The sequence below is a fragment of the Streptomyces sp. Sge12 genome (assembly GCF_002080455.1).
Classification (GTDB): domain Bacteria; phylum Actinomycetota; class Actinomycetes; order Streptomycetales; family Streptomycetaceae; genus Streptomyces.
In genome coordinates, this window is sequence record NZ_CP020555.1 from 2,739,576 (window position 1) to 2,758,247 (window position 18,672).

The 18,672-nt window shown below is 67.8% G+C and carries 14 protein-coding genes and 1 tRNA gene; 10 read left to right on the forward strand and 5 right to left on the reverse strand.

Annotated elements, in window-relative coordinates:
* Nucleotides 1-8 precede the first annotated feature (8 nt).
* Both nrtL and B6R96_RS11810 read right to left on the reverse strand, forming a co-directional pair.
* Complete coding sequence (gene nrtL, locus B6R96_RS11805) at nt 9-950, reverse strand: ArgS-related anticodon-binding protein NrtL (protein WP_081522430.1); 942 nt, start codon at nt 948-950, stop codon at nt 9-11.
* Nucleotides 951-1,038: 88 nt separating this feature from the next.
* Complete coding sequence (locus B6R96_RS11810; protein WP_371589859.1) at nt 1,039-1,524, reverse strand: response regulator; 486 nt, start codon at nt 1,522-1,524, stop codon at nt 1,039-1,041.
* 106 nt (nt 1,525-1,630) lie between these two features.
* On the opposite strand from B6R96_RS11810, the gene B6R96_RS11815 reads away from it, so the two are divergent.
* The 8 genes from B6R96_RS11815 (at nt 1,631) to B6R96_RS11850 (ending at nt 6,795) form a co-directional block, all read left to right on the forward strand.
* Nucleotides 1,631-1,702 (forward strand) — tRNA-Arg (locus B6R96_RS11815).
* A gap of 111 nt (nt 1,703-1,813) precedes the next feature.
* Nucleotides 1,814-2,140 carry a hypothetical protein gene (locus tag B6R96_RS37235; RefSeq protein ID WP_159396314.1) on the forward strand — a complete coding sequence of 109 codons (327 nt, stop codon included), beginning with the start codon at nt 1,814-1,816 and terminating at the stop codon, nt 2,138-2,140.
* A gap of 628 nt (nt 2,141-2,768) precedes the next feature.
* Nucleotides 2,769-3,158, forward strand: coding sequence for a WXG100 family type VII secretion target (locus B6R96_RS11825; protein WP_081522431.1), 390 nt, complete (start codon nt 2,769-2,771; stop codon nt 3,156-3,158).
* A gap of 29 nt (nt 3,159-3,187) precedes the next feature.
* Nucleotides 3,188-3,487 carry a WXG100 family type VII secretion target gene (locus B6R96_RS11830; RefSeq protein WP_081522432.1) on the forward strand — a complete coding sequence of 100 codons (300 nt, stop codon included), beginning with the start codon at nt 3,188-3,190 and terminating at the stop codon, nt 3,485-3,487.
* On the forward strand, nt 3,487-5,157 hold the full coding sequence (locus B6R96_RS38060) for an RNase A-like domain-containing protein (RefSeq protein ID WP_237291398.1): 1,671 nt from the start codon (nt 3,487-3,489) through the stop codon (nt 5,155-5,157). The genes B6R96_RS11830 and B6R96_RS38060 overlap by 1 nt, the downstream gene beginning before the upstream one ends.
* Nucleotides 5,158-5,199: 42 nt before the next feature.
* Nucleotides 5,200-5,826, forward strand: a complete 627-nt coding sequence (locus B6R96_RS11840) for a hypothetical protein (RefSeq protein ID WP_159396315.1) — start codon at nt 5,200-5,202, stop codon at nt 5,824-5,826.
* Entirely contained in the window at nt 5,823-6,149 is a 327-nt protein-coding gene (locus B6R96_RS11845; RefSeq protein WP_081522434.1) for an RNase A-like domain-containing protein, read from the forward strand. The genes B6R96_RS11840 and B6R96_RS11845 overlap by 4 nt, the downstream gene beginning before the upstream one ends.
* 10 nt (nt 6,150-6,159) lie before the next feature.
* Nucleotides 6,160-6,795, forward strand: a complete 636-nt coding sequence (locus tag B6R96_RS11850; RefSeq protein ID WP_081522435.1) for a contact-dependent growth inhibition system immunity protein — start codon at nt 6,160-6,162, stop codon at nt 6,793-6,795.
* A gap of 277 nt (nt 6,796-7,072) precedes the next feature.
* Here the strand turns inward: B6R96_RS11850 and B6R96_RS38065 are convergent, their stop codons facing one another.
* A complete protein-coding gene (locus B6R96_RS38065; protein ID WP_237291399.1) occupies nt 7,073-8,563 on the reverse strand; it encodes an HNH endonuclease in 1,491 nt (496 codons plus the stop codon).
* A gap of 176 nt (nt 8,564-8,739) precedes the next feature.
* On the opposite strand from B6R96_RS38065, the gene pglW reads away from it, so the two are divergent.
* Together pglW and pglX are read left to right on the forward strand one after the other, a co-directional pair.
* Complete coding sequence (gene pglW, locus B6R96_RS11860) at nt 8,740-13,443, forward strand: BREX system serine/threonine kinase PglW (protein WP_107475498.1); 4,704 nt, start codon at nt 8,740-8,742, stop codon at nt 13,441-13,443.
* Nucleotides 13,444-13,474: 31 nt separating this feature from the next.
* On the forward strand, nt 13,475-17,239 hold the full coding sequence (gene pglX, locus B6R96_RS11865; protein ID WP_443069888.1) for a BREX-2 system adenine-specific DNA-methyltransferase PglX: 3,765 nt from the start codon (nt 13,475-13,477) through the stop codon (nt 17,237-17,239).
* Between the two features lie 49 nt (nt 17,240-17,288).
* Here pglX and B6R96_RS11870 read toward each other — a convergent pair whose 3' ends face one another.
* Together B6R96_RS11870 and B6R96_RS11875 are read right to left on the reverse strand one after the other, a co-directional pair.
* Nucleotides 17,289-17,882, reverse strand: a complete 594-nt coding sequence (locus tag B6R96_RS11870) for a Uma2 family endonuclease (protein ID WP_081522436.1) — start codon at nt 17,880-17,882, stop codon at nt 17,289-17,291.
* Between the two features lie 44 nt (nt 17,883-17,926).
* Complete coding sequence (locus B6R96_RS11875; protein WP_081522437.1) at nt 17,927-18,574, reverse strand: ATP-binding protein; 648 nt, start codon at nt 18,572-18,574, stop codon at nt 17,927-17,929.
* Between the last annotated feature and the right edge of the window lie 98 nt (nt 18,575-18,672).

The following is an 18,672-nucleotide window of genomic DNA, read 5'->3' on the forward strand; positions in this document are numbered from 1 at the left end:
TTCGCGGGTCACAGGCGTGTCGGTGCGTCTATGCCGAGCAGGGCCAGGCCGCCGGCCAGCACCGTCCCGGCGGCTTCGGCAAGAGCCAGCCGGGCGCGGTGGGCGGCCGAGGGTTTCTCGTCGCCCTTGGGCAGCACGCGGTACTGGAAGTCGAGCAGCGCGTCGGCCACCTCGACGAGCTGGCGCACCAGCCGCTCGGGCGCGCGGTGGTGGGCGGCGGCCTCGAGGACGAGGGGGTGATCGGCGAGGACGCGCAGCAGGGCGGGCGCGTCGACGTCGTCACCGATCTCGGGGCGGAAGCCGAGCTGCTCGGCGTTGCGTACGAGGGCGTGGGCGCGGGCGTGGGCGTACCGCACCCGGAAGAGCTCGTTGCCCTCCCCTTGTACGAGCAGCGTGTCGGAGAACTCGGGGGTCTCGCGCGCGGGGGTGGTGAGCACGGCCCAGGCGACGGCGTCGGCCCCGTACCGCGCGAGCACGTCACCGTCGCGGCGGGCGACGGGCGCGATCGGGAACTCCGGCCCGGGTCCGACCCCCTGTGCGGCCTCGATCCGTGCGACGGCGGCCCGCACGAACCGCTCGCGCGGCTCGCGCGGCTCGCCGGACGGCGGATCCGGGACCTCGATCACCGCCAACGGGCGCACGTCACGCACCAGCCGGGCGGCGGAAACGGAGGTCAGCGAGAAATTCAGGAACCCGGCTCCGGTGATCTCGACCCGCTCGATCCCGGCGACCCCGCCCAACCGGCGGGCCAGCACCTCGGCGACCTGGGCCGGTCGCAGGCCGGCACCCTTCGCGATCTGGAAGGCGACGGGGGTGGCGTACTCCCCGACCCCACCGGGCCTGGTCCGCTCGACCACCACCCGCGCGGGCACGGTCCCGCCCAGCTCACCGTCCTCGACGGCGTGGCGCACGGCGCTCACGACGCAACGGGAGAGGTCGGCGGGGGTCACGGGACCCAGCCTAGGGGAGACGCACCGTCATCAGTCGAAGGGTTTCGCCATGTGAACAGAGCGCCGGACAACGGGACCCGACGTCGGGCTACTGAAGGGGACTCCCCCTCCCCCGCCCGGCGGGGGTGCCTTTCCTCCCGTCGCGCAGATCCTTGCGCTCGATCAGCCGGCGCACGACCCGTACCAGCTCGGTGGGCTCGAACGGCTTCGCGAGGAAGGCGTCCACCCCGGCCACGATCCCGGCCTCCACCTCCTGCTGCGTGCAGGCGCTGACGATGGCGACGGGCACGTCCCGGGTCCGCGGATCGGCACGCAACTGCGCCGCGGCCCCGAACCCGTCGAGCCGCGGCATGACCACATCAAGGGTGATGGCGTCGGGACACACCCGATGCACGATGTCGAGACACTCGGCACCATCGTTCGCGGTCACGACCTCGAAGCCCTCCAGCTCGAGATTGACCTTGATCAGATGCCGGATGACCTTGTTGTCGTCGACAACAAGCACCCGGCCCGAGACGCCTGGCACAACTCGAGAGTAGGTCCGCCCGGGCCCCCGCGTCCGGGTTTTCGCCACTTCCACCCCCTGCGGGCGAACCACCCCCTCCTCCCCCGCAAACCCGTTCCTGATCACCCCACCGAAGCTGGTAGTGTTCAACCCGTCGCCGCAACACCGACGACGCGCCCCCGTAGCTCAGGGGATAGAGCAACGGCCTCCGGAGCCGTGTGCGCAGGTTCGAATCCTGCCGGGGGCACTTCGCAGGAAGTGCCCAAAGACCCCGCCATCAGCGCTTTAGCTGAGACGGGGTCTTCGCGTATGCGCAGCCAGCTCCCACCGTACGACTCATGGGCGACCGGGGGATCTCGTGGATGTGAACACGTTTTCCGTCGCACTCGTAGGCACCGAAGGAACGGTCTGCGGCACCTTGAGCGGGGTAGTCCTCAGCCAGCGCGCCGGCCGAGCCCAAGCTGCGGAGCAGAACCGGCGTGCCGACCGTGAACGCGAGGAGGGGCGCGCCGAGCGAGCCCTGCAGGCCAAGCGTGGCCCCTATGCCCATCTGAACACCACAGCTCGCGCTTACCGGGTCGCCGCCCGAGAGGCCGTTGAAGCCGCCGAACGCCGTGAGAGCGTCGACGCGGCCCTACTCGACACCGCCAGGGAAGCCTGGGCCGAGCAGTACTCCTGCAAGTAGCCTCAGCCGTCAACAGACCACTCGGAGTCGGGTAGTCGGTCTTCAAACATCTGCCGAGCAATCCGCAGCTCGACGAGGCATATCAGCGCGCCAAGAGCTGGTTAAGCGGCCCCTTGTCCGACGGCGTGTACCTCCTGCGGGTCACGCTGCGACATGACCTCGGCGTCGAGGTCGATCCACACTTCGAGCAGGCCGGCTACAGATGCTCGCCGCGCTCGGCAGTGCACGTGACAGCCTCGCGCGCACTGGCCGCGGAGCGAGCCCAGGCCAACTCAGGAGCGACGAGGCGACGAAGCCCCCTGGAGAGCTCGTACTCGCGCAGCAGGTCCTCGACACTCCGGCGCCGAGTGCCTCAAGTCATCAGGCCGCTGAGCCAGAGAAGGAGGCCGCTCCCCCGCGCTCGCTGAAGAAGAGACGCACTCCCGACCTGGACTGCCCCGGAGGTGTGGAGGCGCTCGCGGGGGACAGCCACGAGCTGGGCCGGGTCCGGCACCGGCCGAAAGCCCCGGAAGTGCGTCCGGCGAAGAGTGACCCCTTCATCCGCGTGTCCGGCGTGTCCTGGCGCGGCGCGTCCTCGTCCTCGACCGACCCGTTGTTAGGGTTGCATTAGCGATGGAGGGTGGGGGCCATGACAATCGACGCCGATTTGAACGTGTCCGAGGACGGACTGACCAAGCTCGCCGACGACATGGACTCAATGCAGCGGTACCTCGACCGCCAAGTGCGGCGGATGGACGCGGTCGTAGACCGGATCGAGGCCGGGTGGAGAGGTGAGACGGGCTCGGCGTACCGAGCTCTGCACCGGGCGGCCGCCGAGGACACCGTGCGCATTCGGGAAATCCTCGTCGTCCTCGAGCAGGCCGTACGGATGAGCCGTAACGGGTTCACCCAGCAGGAATTGGACACCCTCCAGTCGTTTCGCGGGGTGCACAGTTCGGTGGACGTCGCCCGCGAGGTGGACCGGCTCTCCGAGGGCCCGGCGTCGCCAGGACCGCGCAGCAGCCTGCTCGACATCTGATCACGTTCACTTCGGGGAGGGCGGACTCCATGTCCGACGACCACATAGGGGTCAGTTTCGGCACCCTTCAGGAGCTTGCGCAGGAGCTGGAAGGCATCCTTCGAGAACTCGACGAAAAGCTCGAGGCGCTCTACGAACGCACCGAGAAAGCGGTCCTGAGCTGGGACGGCCAGGCTCGTGAGGCGTTCGTCGACGAACTCGACCGCTGGGACCGCCAGATGCAGGACCTGCGCGCCGCTCAGAAGTGGCTCCATGAGGTCGTGACGACGGGGCAGACGAACTACACAGCCGCCCATCGAGCCGTGCTGCGCGGATGGGGGGCGTCCTGATGGCCGGTCCGACGGCACCCGCCCAGTCCAGCGGGTTCGATGTGACGCCAGCCAAGCTGAACGGCGTTGCCGGGAGCGTGGTCCTGCAGCAGAACGTGCTCAACAAGGCCGCGAACGATTTCCTCTACGAGCTCGTCGAGTACATGGACTGCGGCGGCTACGGGAGTGCGGCGCAGGCGGTGTCCGCCGCGTACGTGAAGGTGGGAAATCGCTTCCTCGACGTGTGGGGCAAGAGCGTCGTCAGCGTTGGGGGCGTCGCGGTCGGATTCGTCACGACGGCGAACAACTACTCCAGGGCGGAAGCGGCCAGCCATCCGTCGGGCACCACCAAACCTGTGCAGTTCCCCGTCCCCAAGGTCATCGACCAGCCCCCGAAGTACCAACAGATCACCGATCTGCGGTGGGGCGACATGGACGACTACAGCAGCGGTTTCATCTCATGGCTGCTGGAGGGGGTTCCCGACTGGGCGATGGACATCGTGCGGGAGCTGTTGCACCACGTCGGCAGGTGGGGAAAGGCCGCCGACATCATTCCCCTTCCTGACTACGAGCAGATCGACGAGATCGCCCTCGCCTGGCTGCAGCCCGGGTTCGCTGTCTCACAGGTGGAGACCGCACTGACCGGATTGGCTGGTTCCATCTCGGACCCCAACAACGGTGAGTGGCAGGCCGCAATGCGCCAGTTCACCAGTTCCATCTGGGGAACGACGGCGTGGGGCACGTCGACAGCGAACTATCAGTGGAAGCACGACACCGCCGGTGGACAGGGCACGGGCAGCCATCCTGTGATGAGCGTGCTCTTCAACACCACTCAAGAAGTCAGCAAGGCCATGCGGGACTTCGCGAAGTCGGCCGCCAAGATGCGACACGAGGTCTGGCGTATCTACAAGAAGGCCATCTGGGATGCATTGGCGGAGCTGAAGCAGCTTCCCGATTTCGACGACGTCAAGAGGATCGGCAAGAAACTGCTCGGGATCGGCAAGGAGGTGGCCATCGGCATCACGCTCAAAGTCGACACCGCCGCGATCAACCGAGCGGTCTCCTTGTACGAAGGCGAACTTCGCGGAGTGGAGAGCCGACTCACCGCGCTGCTGCCGGCGCTTGACGAGGCCTACCTGAGTGCGCCGACCTTCCAGGCGGAGGATGCGCGCGCTCAGGCCTTCGGTGCGCGCTCGCTGAACGACTTCAAGCCGGAGCACAAGTTCACCGTACCGGGGGAAGACCCGGACCACATCTACTATCCGCTTGACCTGGCGAACCAGGAGGGCCTGTACGACAGTCACTCCATCGACAGGCACGTGGGACTGAGCGACGATCAACTCAGGCAGCGCATGCGGGACGACAGCAGTGCATCGGCCGCCTCCAGTTTCAAGGATCTCGGCTCGGCGCAGAAGTTCACTCAGGACGCACTACGGGACAACGCGAACGAAAACCGAATAGCCGACTGGATCGACAGGGTCGAACGGAGGATGAAGAATAACCCGAACTGGGACCCTAATAGATCCAAAATCCAGCCGCCTATCGAGCTAACATTCCAGGAAGAGACGGGACGTACGGTTCAAGGAGTGAACTCCACCGGAGCTCCGACTCACTCCGTGAAGGTGGTACTCCGGTACGCACACGGACTGGAACCACCATTCATTGTGCTCACCTCCATACCCACTCCCTAGATCGGGCGATATCAAGTGGAGCCATCCCCTACGGCCGTATTCATGGACAGTCCGGCCACCCGGCTCATCGACCTGGCCATCCGTGTCCAGGAAACCGGCGGCGGACTGTCTCTCGATGATGAAATTCGACGCTACAATCGAATGATCAGGAATTCCTGGAGAGCCAACTGGAACTGTCCTCCGTTCACGACAGCAGCACTGTTGGACTTCATCGGTGTCGTCATTTCCTCACCGGAATTCCTGGCATCCCGCCCGAGGACCTTCGACGAGAAGATCTCCCGGGCTGCGGGCGGCATGGATCCGGCGGAGTACGTCCACATGCTCGCGGGAATGGTACGGATCCTCGACCGCGAGCCGCCCGCACAGTACGACGAGCTCCCCATGTCCCGGTGGGAGCTCTCGGCCACCTTCCCCCACCTCGACGGCTTCACGGCCGAGATGATGGACGGCGGCCATGCCTCGTTCGCCGACGCCGTCACCAGCTATGTCACCAACGAACACCCTGACTGCGCCGACGTTGCCGTCGCCATCACCACCGAGGCTCAGCGTGCCCTCGTACTCTTTCCCGACGAGCAGTCCTTGGGCCGGTACGTCTCCTGGATCTCCCGCCAGCGGCTCCACGCACTCCTCGAAACCGTCAACGACCATATGCAGCGAGAACACTCATGACCCCTGTCGAGAACACGACACCCGTCGCGAACCGGGCCGCCACCTACCCTGATCGCGAAACGGCCCAGTGGGCAACCCAGCACGTGGTCACCCGCAACGAGCAGGTGATCCACCGCTGGCTGGCCCAGTCGACGCGGCAGCGCCTGACCATCGAGGCCGCCTGGCCTTCCCGCCCCGAGCCCGTCGGGCGGGTCCTGCTCCAGGCCATGATGCTGGCCGGTCGGGACGCCGTAGATGTACGCGCGGCCCGTGTCGTACTCAAGCGGAACACCGCGAGCCCCCACGGCTTCACCGTCCACGGCACCTTCCCGATCTACCTCTAGAGGCAGCCTCGTGTCCCTCAAGCCCCTCGAACACGACCGGAAGTACGGCGAACTTGACCAGGTGATCCGGGCGCACCTGGGTCACTCCGCCCATGACGAGGAAGCCCTCACCGCCTACCTCCGGCATTGCTGGCGCACCCGGCCCTGGGCTATCGCGGTCGCCGAGAACCAGCTCCGCGAGTACGCGCAGAACCCGCCCGGGCGGCTCCGGCTTCGCCTCGGCGAGTTCTATCCCGTACCCGACGTAGGGCTGCCCGACGCGGAGATCCAGACCTGGCTCGTCCAGCTGGCGGACCGGCTCAAGGAGTGCGTGGAGACGGGCTCGGCGCCAGCCCCTGCCACGCCCCAGACCCACTGGGAGTGGCACGCCCGCTTCCCCGAACTCGGGCAGCTGCTCGGAGGCTGGTTCTCCCAGGACATGCCGGACGAGTTCGAGGATCACGACGCGGCGCTGCATGACTACGTCGACGGCACCGACCCCGGCCTGATCGCCCAGCTCCGCGGGGAGTTGTCCGACCTGCTGTCGCTGCCGCTGGAGGAGTCGGACCACGCCCTCGCCCTCGCCGAACTGGGCATGGAGGTCGATCCGCCCACGTCGTACAGCCCCGGCGCCTGGCTCTCCGAACTGGCCGCCCGCCTCCCCTGAACAGGCTGGGCTGCCGTCCAGCGCGGGACAGGAACGGATCTGGCGTCGATGCCGAGCTGCCCCTGGGCCGCCCCCCACAGAGCCTGCGTGTTCTCTGCGCGAGAAGCAGCGCGTCGGGCAGGTGTGGTAGATGCCCTTGCGGCGCCGGGGGACGCCCCACGTCTGGTCGTCGCCGAGGGAGTAGCTGCCTACCCTGCCGGTCACAGCACTGGTTGCCGTCGGCGGGCGCGCGCGGGAGGCGCCCGCCCGCCGTCCAGGGAGTGCGAGATCAAGCCGTTTACTCGCTATTGAGGCACTGGTCGCGGTGGTACTCGACATACTCCGGGTCCACCCGGTGCTCGGGGATGCGTGTGAGGGTTCCGACCTGCTCGCCGCTCCTGGTGTGCCGGACCGCCCAGTCGACATCGATGTAGATGCCGAAGTGGTCGAACTGCTTGTGGTGATTGGGGCAGAGGCAGAGCAGGTTCTCCAATACGTCAGGCCCCAAGTGCGGGCTGGCAACACCCTGGATGTGCGCGGCCTCGCTGTAGTGGCTGTCCCGTGTCTCCAGCTGCTCACCGCAGACCTGACACCGGTCCTCGTGCAGGATCTTGACCTGGTCGGGGAGGCTGCGGTCGCGGTCGGGCCGGGTGCCAGTCGCCGGGCGGCGAGCGACCGGGCCGGGCGCGGCCGGAGCGTCCGTACTCCGGCCACTGGCGCTGCTGTACCCGTCGAGGCCCACCCGGTCAAGGAGTACGTCCTTGTCGATACCGGACTCGGCGAAGTACGTGGAGTGCAACCGACGGACTGCCTGGGCGCGGGTCAGGGCGCGCTTGAGACGCTTGGCCGCGTCGCTGCTGAAACCTGCTCGGGCCTTCGCTGCGCGCAGGGCTGCCACCGTGGGCTTGAACCCGCTGTCGTCGATGCCCTGGACCTCCCACAATCCGCTGCTCCGCAGGTGCCAGAACGGGTACTCGGGCGTCCTGCGGTCATGTTCGCCGCCGAACTCGTCCAGCAGGGAACCGACTTCCGCCTCGAACTCCTCCCAGGGCGCGAGCCTCTCCTGCCCGGCCGTCAGCCGGCCGATCGCCCAGAGAAGGGCCAGCGGCTTGTGGCGGGCCGGGCTTCCATCCGGCTGGGAGTAAGTGTTCAGGTTGCCGAGCATGCGCAGCAGGTCCTCGCTGCCCAACCGGGGTGCTCGCTGTTTCTGTCGCGGGATCACCGAATCTTTCGGCAGCGGCAGTGTCAGGGGATCGGCATCGTCCAGCAACGGGCGGAGGCGGAGCACGTTCGCGGCCGTCACCTGGATCAGGGACTGCACGTGGCCGGCCTTGTAGTCCAGCTTTGCCAGGATCCGCCGGGCCGGGACGCTGATCTCGACGACGTTGTCGAGGGCGACCATGTATTCCCAGGGATTTCCGTCCTTGTCCTTGCGCCAGATCTTCTCGGCCAGAGCTCGGTTCCTGAAGGCTGCCACGATCGTGGCCCGAGCGATGAAAGACCCCTCGGCATAGAACAGCACCTCGTCGCCCGGACGGGTGGTGTCGATCGCCTTGTTCTTGCCGTGGCTCTCCTTCTTTGCCCGCACCGACCCCCAGAACCGTGCCCGCCCCCCGGGGAAGAGCGTCTTGAGATCATCCGCCTGGTCGCCGAGCTCGGCCGCATAGTCGGCAAGCTCCACACCCCTCCGGACGGAATGCTCGAAGTTCTGGGGTCCACGCTGGGCGGCCTGCCCGATCGGCTGCAGCAGCCACTTGATGTCCGTACCCTCGGCGGGTGCCTGTGTCATGCGTTCCCCTCCCACGGTGATCACATTAGTAATAAAGTCCGACAGCGAAGGTGGGCTAGGTCAAGATCACCCAAGTTTGAGCTGTCACTGGATGCCACCCGATAGGATCCGAGGCGCGGAAAAACGTTCGCGAGCAGTCACAGACCTCCAAGAATCACCACAAAGAGGGAAGCCACATGCGGGACGGCCGGTGGGTGTCGGTCACCGAATCCGAGTTTCCGCACGAGCAGCGCGGTCTCGAAGCCATCCGCGAGAAGCTCCGCGACAACGACCCCTGGCGTGCCTGGTCGAACTTCACGTTCACCGCGGGCACCGGCCACGTCCGCGAGGTTGACCTCCTGGTGATCTCCCCCAGAGGCGTCCACCTGATTGAGCTGAAGGACTGGCACGGCAGCGTCGAGTCCCGCAACGGCACCTGGCTGCAGACCCTGCCAGGCCCCGGCACCCGGCAGCGCACCCACGGCAACCCCCTTCACCTGGCGAACAAGAAGGCCAAGGAGCTGGCCTCGCTCCTCAAGGACCAGGGCGAGTCCGTCTGGGTCTCCGAGGCGGTCTGCTTCACTGACGCCTCCCTGCGGACCCGGCTGCCCGCCCACGACCAGCACGGCGTCCACACCGTGGACCAGCTCGTCCAGATGCTGGAGGAGCCCCCGCGCGAGGAGCGCCGCCGGATCGACGGCCCGCGCTCCCGGAGGATCGCCGCCGCACTGAAAGACATCGGGATCGCCCGCAGCGACGCCGAGTACAAGGTGGGCCCGTACCTGCTGAACCGCAAGTCCTTCGACTCCGGCCCCACCTGGGCCGACTACCAGGCCCAGCACAGCGAGCTGCCCGAAGCTGCCCGCGTCCGCGTCTACCTGCGCGAACGCGGCTCGGATGCCGCGCAGCGTGCCTCCGTCGAGCGCGCGGCCCGGCGCGAGGCAGCGGTGCTGCGCGGGTTCCGGCACCGGGGTGTCGTGCAGCTCAAGCAGTACGATCCGACGGGGCACTCCGCCGGCCCTGCCCTGATCTTCGACTTCGATCCGCGCACGCTCCGGCTGGACGAGTACCTGTTCCAGTACGGCGAGAAGCTGGACGTCCTGTCCCGTATGGCGCTCGCCCGCCAGCTCGCCGAGACCATGCGCTCCGCGCACAGCCGCCGCCTCTACCACCGCACCCTGGCGGCCCGTGCCATCCATGTCACCCCGGGTGGCCGGGACCGTGGCGAAGCCGGCTGGCTGACCCCGCAGCTGCAGATCTCGGACTGGCAGATCGCCGTCCAGCGCGGCGCCGGTCAGGAAGGCGGGCCGAACGCGGGAGCCGAGCGGTTCGCTCCGACAACCTTCTCCCGGGCCGGGGCCCACCTCTCGGAGGGCGCCGACCCGTACCTCGCGCCCGAGCTGACCGCCCCCAAGGCGGATCCGGTCGCGCTGGACGTCTACGGCCTGGGCGTCCTCACGTACCTGCTGGCCACCGGCAAGGCTCCGGCCGCCAGCCAGGCCGAGCTCATGGCGCGCTACGAGGCGGGCGAGGGGCTGCGCCCGAGCGCGGTCGTGGACGGCCTCTCGGAGTACATCGACGAGCTGGTCCAGGCCGCCACCGCGTACCGCGTCCTGGACCGCCTGACTTCGGTGGACGACTTCCTGGAGATGCTGGAGGTCGTCGAGGACACCCTGACCGAGCCGCCCGCCCAGCCTGCGGTCGCCGAGCCTGCTGCCGCTGAGCCGGCCGCGACCCCGGCCCCTGCCCCCACTCCCGTTCCCGCCGAGGCCGAGCAGAAGGCGAAGCAGGAACAGGAGCAGGAGGAGAAGGACCCGCTGGAGGCGGTGGCGGGCGATGTCCTGGCCGGCCGCTGGGAGGTCCGCCGTCGGCTCGGCACCGGCTCGACCAGCCGCGCCTTCCTCGTCCGCGACCTCACCGCGGCCCCCGAGCTGCCCTTCGCGAAGTCCTTGGCCGTCATCAAGGTCGCCGTTTCGGAGCGGAGCAACGAGGTCCTGGTCCGCGAGGCCGCGGTCATGGAGCAGCTGCGCCCGCATTCCGGCATCATCCGGCTGATCAAGCCCGAGCCGCAGAGGATCGGCACGCGCACCGTCCTGGTCATGGAGTACGTCGGCGACGAACGCGACCCCGGTGACGAGCCAGCGGTCCCCGGCTCGACCAGGAACCGGCGCCGCGAGGAGACCGTGGCCCGCCAGCTGCGTGAATTCGGGCGTCTGTCCGTGGACCAGCTGGAGGCCTACGGCGACTACCTCTTCGGAGCGGTCGACTTCCTCGAGGGCGAGGGCGTCTGGCACCGCGACATCAAGCCGGACAACATCGCGATCCGCATCCGCCGCAACCGAACGCGCGAGCTCGTTCTGATCGACTTCTCACTGGCGGGCTTCCCCGTACAGGAGACCGAGGCGGGCACGGAGGGCTACCTCGACCCCTTCATCGGCACGCTCACCGACCGCTCGGTGTACGACGCGCACGCGGAGCGGTACGCCGTGGCGGTCACCTTGCACGAGATGGCCTCGCGCGAGCTGCCCGTATGGGGCGGCGGCCGAGTGGTCCCGCGCCAGACCGACCCGGAGGTGGAGCCGTACCCGGCCATCGCCGCCGATGCCTTCGACCCCGCGGTCAAGGACGGGCTGGTGGAGTTCTTCCGTACGGCCCTGCACCGCGACGCCTCTCAGCGCTTCCCGGATCTGAAGCCGATGCGCGACGCCTGGAAGCGGATCTTCCTGGCCATGGACCAGGCCAAGCCGTCGACGAAGTCGAAGCGGCCGGGCCAGCAGCCGGCGACGGCTCCTCAGACGGCCGCCGAGCGCGGGCCGGCTGCCATCGCCGACGCCGAGGAAGAGACCGCGGAGGAGCTGCGCGACCAGCTGGCCGCCGCCGTGGACCGGGAGACCAACCTCTCGGCCGCCGGCCTGAGCCCGGCCGCCCAATCCTTCGTCTTCGGGCTGGACGTGGAGACGGTCGGCCAGCTGCTGGACTACAGCCAGCGGACTCTGGTCAACGCGCCGGGACTGGGCCCGAAGACCCGTAACGAAGTCCTGGCCCGGATCAAGCAGTGGCGACAGCTCCTCGCCGAGCAGCCCGCCGCACCGCTCACCCCAGCGGGCCGCAAAGCCGCGAAGGAAGAGCTGTCGGCGGCGGAGTCTGCGGTCGCGGTCTCCTTGGTGGGCACGGACGCGGCGCGGGAGCTGACCGAGCGGGCCCTGCGGACCATCAGCCTGGACGCACTGGCCACGGTCTTCGTGCCGGAGCTGAAGAAGAACGAGTCGAACCGCAACGAGTGCGAGACGGTACGGCTGCTGCTGCGGCTCCCCGACGAGCGCGGTGTGCTGCCTCAGATCGGTGTCTGGCCGAGGCAGAAGGACGTGGCCGCGGCGCTGGGGCTCGATCCCAGCACCATCTCGAACCTGATCAAGGAGCAGCGCAAGCGCTGGGCCAAGCAGCCTGCCGTCCAGACGCTGCGTACCGAGATCCTGGAGTTGTTGCGCGAGCTGGGCCGGGTCGCCTCGGCCGCCGAGATCGCGGACGCGCTCGCAGTGCGCAGGGGCACAGAGCTCGCCGAGCCCGAGCAGCGGCGGGCTCTGGCTCTGGCGGCGGTGCGTGCGGTGGTGGAGGTCGAGGCGGCCGACCCCACCGACTTCCAGCACTCGCCCAACCGGAATGCTTCCGACGAGGCCATGGGCGCCGGGCTGCTGGCCTTGGAGGTCGCCGAGGACGATGCCCCGGACACCCCATCGGCCCCTGGGCTGCTCGCGTACGCACTGCGGCTCGGGAAGGTCGCGGACCGGCTGGCGAAGCTCGATACCCTGCCGACAGCGGCGACCGTCCTCGGCGAGCTGAGCGGTGTCCCGCAGCCGAGCGCGGCGGTGGACTGGGACGAGCGTCGCATGGTCGAGCTGGCAGCGGCTGCTTCGCGTAACGCGGCGGCCACCCCGCGCCTGGAGATCTACCCGCGTGACCTGCCCCTCGTACGGGCCCTGCGGCTGACCCAGGCGGGGCTGATCCGCCTGACCCCCGGCCTGGACCGCGACCGCCAGCCGGGCCTGACGCCTTCCGATGTGCACGACCGAGTCCGGGCCCGGTTCCCGGAGATCCTGGATGCGCGTGGCGGCCACACCCTGCCGGTGGGCGGTCCGCTGACCACCGCGCTGCGGGATGCCGGGTTCGACCTGGACCTGGAGACCCGGGCGGGCACCTCCGTGGTCCGCTACCTGCCGACGAAACGCAAGGACGACTCCAACTTCCTCACCTTGGGCGACCGGCGGCAGCCGACCGCCACCCTGTCGGCGCACCGGTACGCGGACGACCCGCAGGTGGCGGAGGCGGTGGCGGCGCAGGAGCGGCTGCTGTCGTCGGCGCCGCGGGACGGCTTCCGGGTACTGACCGTACGGACCGGTCTGGCGCCGAAGGCGGGCGCAGCCCTGGTGGGTGAGCAGTTCAGCGCTGAGCCGGTGTCGGTGACCAAGATGTTCCTCGGCGCCCTGCACGAGCTGGTGGACCAGCGGCCGCTGCCGACGTGGGAGACGATCCTGCGGGCGGATGTGGCGGAGCCGGGTACCAGGGGTGCGCTGAAGTTCGCCGAGTACGCGCGGACGGCGTGGGGCACGGTGGAGCCGCGGCTGGCGGAGCTGCTGGAGGGTGGCCGTACTGCTGGTGTCCCACTGCTGCTGACCGATGGTGGCGTGCTGGCGCGGTACGACGCGATGGGCGTGCTGGAGCGGCTCGCGGAGCGGGCACGGGAAGGCGGGCGCGGGCTGTGGCTGCTGTGCCCTCAGAGCGACCCGGCGCGTCCGCCTAGGCTGGGGAGTGTGGCCGTGCCTTATCAGGCGGGGCTCGGTGAGTGGATTCCGCTGCCGGACGCGTGGGTGGACGATCAGCGCCGTTCGGGGCTGGGGGAATGATTTTCGTGGGACTTACGGGAGACGAGGCGAAGTGATCGACCGCGATGCGCTGAAGGCCGACCTGATCAAGCAGGTCAAGGCGGTCGAGTCCGACCTTGCGGCGCAGGTCGCCGACGGCGACAAGGTGGCGAAGCCGCTGCGAGCCGAGTACGCGAAGCTGCTGAAGACTGTGGCGCCGGGGGCGAGGCCGGGGCAGTGGGCCGACTGGCTGGAGCCGCAGCTTGCGGGCATGCCGGACGACCGCGCGGAGCGGGCGAGGGTGGCGGGCCGGCTGCGTGCCGAGTACGACCAGGCTTTCAAGCTGGGGCGTACGGCGGCGACGTGGAACGCGTGGCTGGACGACCGGGTCACGCAGGTCGCGGTGGCGTGGGTGCTGGGCACCGTGTTCGTCCGGTTCTGCGAGGACAACCGGCTGATTCCGGAGCCGTACCTCACGGGCGCGGAGCCGGAGCGCCGCGACCTGGCGGAGGCGCGGTACAGGCAGTACGTCGAGGAGGAGCAGGACCCGACGTACCGCGGCTGGATGGAGCGTGCCTTCGAGGAGCTGGGCGCGGGCGACGCCGGCAGGCTGCTGTTCAGCCAGCGCCACAACCCGCTGTACCAGATCCCGCTGTCGCACGACGGGGCGCGGGCGCTGGTGGAGTTCTGGCGTGAGCGTGACGAGTCAGATGTCCTGGTCCACGACTTCACCGACCCGCTGAATGATGACGGTACGGACGGGTGGGACACCCACTTCTTGGGTGACCTGTACCAGGACCTGTCGGAGGCGGCGCGGAAGACGTACGCGCTGCTGCAGACGCCGGAGTTCGTGGAGGACTTCATCCTCCAGCGGACGATGGACCCGGTGGTCCGGGAGATGGGCGGCCTGGTCGGCGAGCTGAAGATGATCGACCCGACGTGTGGGTCGGGCCACTTCGTGCTGGGCGCGTTCCGGCGGATGCTGAAGGCGCTGGAGGCCAAGGGGCTCGGCCAGAACCCGCACGAGCGCGTGCGGCTCGCGCTGAATGCGGTGCACGGTGTGGACCTGAACCCGTTCGCGGTGGCTATCGCCCGGTTCCGTCTGCTGATGGCGGCGATGGCGGCAGCGAACATCCGGACGCTGAAGGCGGCGGCGCGGTACGACTGGCCGGTTCACCTCGCGGTGGGCGACTCGCTGATCAAGGCACGTCAGCTTGAGTTCGGTCTGGTGGGCGCTGGAGGCCAGGGTGAGCTGGAGTTCGTCGATTCGGAGGAACAGCGGGACGAGCTTGCGGAGTTCTCGTACGCCACGGAGGACGTGCACGAGCACAAGGGGATCCTGGACCAGGGGCGCTATGACGTGGTGGTGGGCAACCCGCCCTACATCACGGTCAAGGACAAGACGCTAAATTTGCTGTACCGGGAGCTGTACAAGTCCTGTTCGGGGACTTACGCCCTATCAGTACCTTTCGCGGAGCGGTTCTTCCAGCTCGCGAGGGCGGGCGAGCCGGACGGGCGCAGGTACGGGATGGTCGGCCAGATCACGGCAAACTCCTTCATGAAGCGCGAGTTTGGAACAAAGCTCATCGAGGAGTACTTCGCACACAAGGTTGAACTAACCGAGGTTATTGACACCTCGGGGGCATACATTCCGGGGCATGGCACGCCGACAGTAATTCTAGTTGGCCGCAGGCGCGCCGGAAGTGGGAGAGCCGAAACAATTCGCACTGTTCGCAGCATTCAGGGTGAGCCGGCAGTCCCCACTAAGGCAGAAGATGGGCTCGTCTGGAATGCCATCACTGCCGCTATCGACCGACCCGGCACAGTAACCCCATGGGTTTCCTCCGACGACTTGGAACGCACGCGCTACTTCGGTCGCCAGCCATGGGTACTCACCGACGGCGGTCTCGAAATGGTGGAGAGGCTAGAGCAAGCCACCTTGCGGCGACTTGAACGCGCAATTGAGCCTCCCATCGGACGGGCAGTCCGAGTAGGTGCAGACGGTGCATACCTGCGCCCCCTACGCGGCACCTACAGGACGAGGGCCGACAGCAAAGGCCTCCGACCGTTCATGACCGGCGATGTCGTCAGGGACTGGAACGCCAACCCTGAAGAGTCGATCTGGTTCCCATACACTCCCGAATTCGACCTGAGTATGCTCGCGGAGGAATTGTGGCCTCTGCGGCGCACCCTCGAGGCCCGAAGCACATTCCAGGGGGGCATGGAGGATGCCGGGCTCCAGTGGTGGGACTACATGCAGTACACGGCCTCCGCCTACAAATCCCCACTCTCAATCATGTTCGCCTTCGTATCGACTCAAAATCACTTCGTACTCGATCGAGGCGGAAGTGTCTTCAATCGCCACGCGCCGGTAATAAAACTAAAACAAGGAACAGGGGAAGCGGAGCACCAAAATCTGCTGGGGCTACTCAATAGTTCCACCGCCTGCTTCTGGCTCAAAATGGTCAGCCACAGCAAGGGCACCGAGGGGCATCAGTCCGGAATCAAGACTGAACTCTGGGAGCAGTTCTACGAGTTCACGGGCAAGAAGCTCCAGCAATTCCCCCTCCCACCAGCATTCCCAACTATTCTCGCCGCCACCATCGATGATCTCGCTCAGCAGCTCACCGCATCATCCCCCTTGGCTCTGGTCAGATCAGGGAAACCGTCCCCGGCCGCCCTACAGGTCGCCAAAGATGCATGGCATGCCACCCACAATCGAATGATCGCGCTGCAAGAAGAGCTGGATTGGCAGGTGTACTCGCTCTACAACCTGTGCTCCGAAGATCTACGCGCGCCCGAAGGCGACGTGCCCGAACTCTCCCTCGGGGAGCGGGCTTTCGAGATCGTGCTCGCGCGGCGGGTGGCGGCTGGCGAGGCATCCGGCGAATGGTTCAAGCGGCACGGGTCGACGGCCATCACAAAGCTGCCCGAGCACTGGTCGGACGCTTACAAGGCTGTCGTCCAAAAGCGCATCAACGTCATCGAGACCAACCGTGCCATCGGCATGGTCGAGCGACCCGAGTACAAACGGCGCTGGGCAACCGAGGGCTGGGACGCGCTCCAGGAGAAGGCGCTGCGCTCCTGGCTGCTCGAGGGGATCGAGAAGCGCGAGCACTGGTACGACGAGAACGGCCAGCCGACAATCCTCACCCGTGCCCAGATCACCGACACGCTCTCCCGCGACGAGGACTTCGTCTCCGTCACCGAGCTCTACGCGCCCCGGAAGGAACTCGCTGACGTCGTTGCCGACCTGCTCTCCAACGAGCACGTTCCATTCCTCTCCGCGCTCCGCTACAAGCCCGCCGCTCTAAAGAAGCGGGCCGACTGGGAGCATGTCTGGGACCTCCAGCGCAGGGAGGACTTCACCACGGACGAGAACGAGAAGCGGAAGATCCGCGACTCCATCCCTGTCCCGCCGAAGTACACGTCGGCCGACTTCCTAAAGCCGTCCTACTGGCGCGCCCGCGGCAAACTCGACGTGCCCAAGGAGCGGTTCATCTCGTACGCGACGGGGGCGATCTCCGGCACCCCCGAACTCTTCGGGTGGGCCGGCTGGGATCACCGGGAGCAGGCGCAGGCGCTCGCTGCCTACTTCACCAACCACGGCGACCTGTCCACCGAGGAGATCACCCCCCTCCTCGCGGGTCTCCTCGAACTGCAGCCCTGGCTCACCCAGTGGCACAACGAGTTCGACATCAACTACAGCGGGTCCCCCGCGGCCTTCTTCGAGGGCTATCGCGCCACTCAGCAGGGCGAGCGGGGTCTGACGGACGACGACCTGCGCAACTGGCGTCCCCCGGCCGCCCGCGGAGGACGGCGAGCAGCCACAAGCTGATCAGCCGGAGTGTCCTCCTCGCTCGTCCAGCGAGGAGGACACCCGGCTGTCAGTTGCCCGGCTGCGTGCCGTACAGGGGAAGACCTGACGTAGACAGGTCGCCGCCGAGCTCCTTGGGGAGCGGCACATCCTCGCCGTACTTTCCGTGAACGACACCCCTGTATTCGCCCTCTCCGGGTCGAGTGAAGAGAGACCAGGTGCCCGTGCGCGGATCGACTTGCAGAAGCCGGGAGACTCCCGCCGCTGCGTACCACGCGGTCTTCTCGTTGATCCCTTTCAGTCGCTCGTTCGGTGAGATCACTTCCACCGCCAGCGCGACCGCATCTGCATCGAGCAGCCAGCCGTCCTCTTCCTTGAACGCGCGCGGCCCGATGGTCAGGTCCGGAGTCGAGTAGTCGTCCGGATCGTCGAGCATCGGGACGGATACGTTCTCGTACGCCTCGTACACGGCCGCGACGCCGGGACGAATTGCGTCGCGAAGGTCGATCACGATCCCGGCGTGCTTGCCGCTCGGGCTCGGGGACATCACGAGGGTTCCTCCGATGATTTCCACGCGCATCCCTGTGGCCTGCTCGATCTTCTCGGCAGCTTCACGCAGGTGTCCACGGCGGACAGGGATGGGGTGATGGCCGGAGCTGGTCAAGGGGTCTCCTCCTTGCCTGCGCGGGACTGAGCACGCGGCGCGTCTCACTCTACGGCCGGGGGTGTTGCATGCGATCCCGGAACCCGCACTCGTACCGCGAGAGGCTCCCCGGCCGGCACCCTCAGCGGCGGACCATCGTCCAGCCACAGCACGACCATCAGCCCACCCGCAGCATGCCGCTCCGACGTCACGCTGCGGATTGTGCGCCACTCGCCCCAGACCCTCACGGACTGACCGGCCTGAACCGCGATCGCCGCGATCTCGCGCGTCGCGGGTGCGGGGACGAGGTCGGGGGCTTTCAGCTCGGACCACACCGTTTTACCGATGCCGCCGAGGCGCTCGCTCACGCCCCACCGGTGGCTGACCGCATCCACGATCCACAACCCCCGGCCTTGGGTGTCGTCCTCCTCCGGGTGCCTGACCTCCGGCCGGCCCGTTCCTGCGTCGCTCACCTCCAGTCGCAGCAGCCCATCCGCCGACGAGTGCGCGATGCGAACGCCGACCTGTCGGTCGCTGGGCCCTCGTACGCGCAGGGCATTGGTGACCAGCTCTGAGAGCACCAGCTCTGCGATGTGCAGCAGCTCATCCCCCGCGCCCCAGTCCGCAAGCACCGCATGGAGCGCCGACCGCGCTCTCGGCACGCTGCGCGGTCGGCGGGTCAGCCGGAAGGAGAGGTCGATCAGTGCAGTCACGGTGCAACCCCCTGAGGGTCAGCGATCCACCAGCGCCAGACGGCCGGTGCCATGACCAGCAGGATGGCCGGGTCGCCATCAACTTGCAACGTTGCTAG

Bases quoted from the DNA above. Each gene is read 5' to 3' on its own strand.
- B6R96_RS11825 (WP_081522431.1), top strand. From the start codon at position 2,769: ATGACAATCGACGCCGATTTGAACGTGTCCGAGGACGGACTGACCAAG.
- B6R96_RS11830 (WP_081522432.1), top strand. From the start codon at position 3,188: ATGTCCGACGACCACATAGGGGTCAGTTTCGGCACCCTTCAGGAGCTT.
- B6R96_RS38060 (WP_237291398.1), top strand. From the start codon at position 3,487: ATGGCCGGTCCGACGGCACCCGCCCAGTCCAGCGGGTTCGATGTGACG.
- B6R96_RS11840 (WP_159396315.1), top strand. From the start codon at position 5,200: ATGGACAGTCCGGCCACCCGGCTCATCGACCTGGCCATCCGTGTCCAG.
- B6R96_RS11845 (WP_081522434.1), top strand. From the start codon at position 5,823: ATGACCCCTGTCGAGAACACGACACCCGTCGCGAACCGGGCCGCCACC.
- B6R96_RS38065 (WP_237291399.1), bottom strand. From the start codon at position 8,563: ATGACACAGGCACCCGCCGAGGGTACGGACATCAAGTGGCTGCTGCAG.
- pglW (WP_107475498.1), top strand. From the start codon at position 8,740: ATGCGGGACGGCCGGTGGGTGTCGGTCACCGAATCCGAGTTTCCGCAC.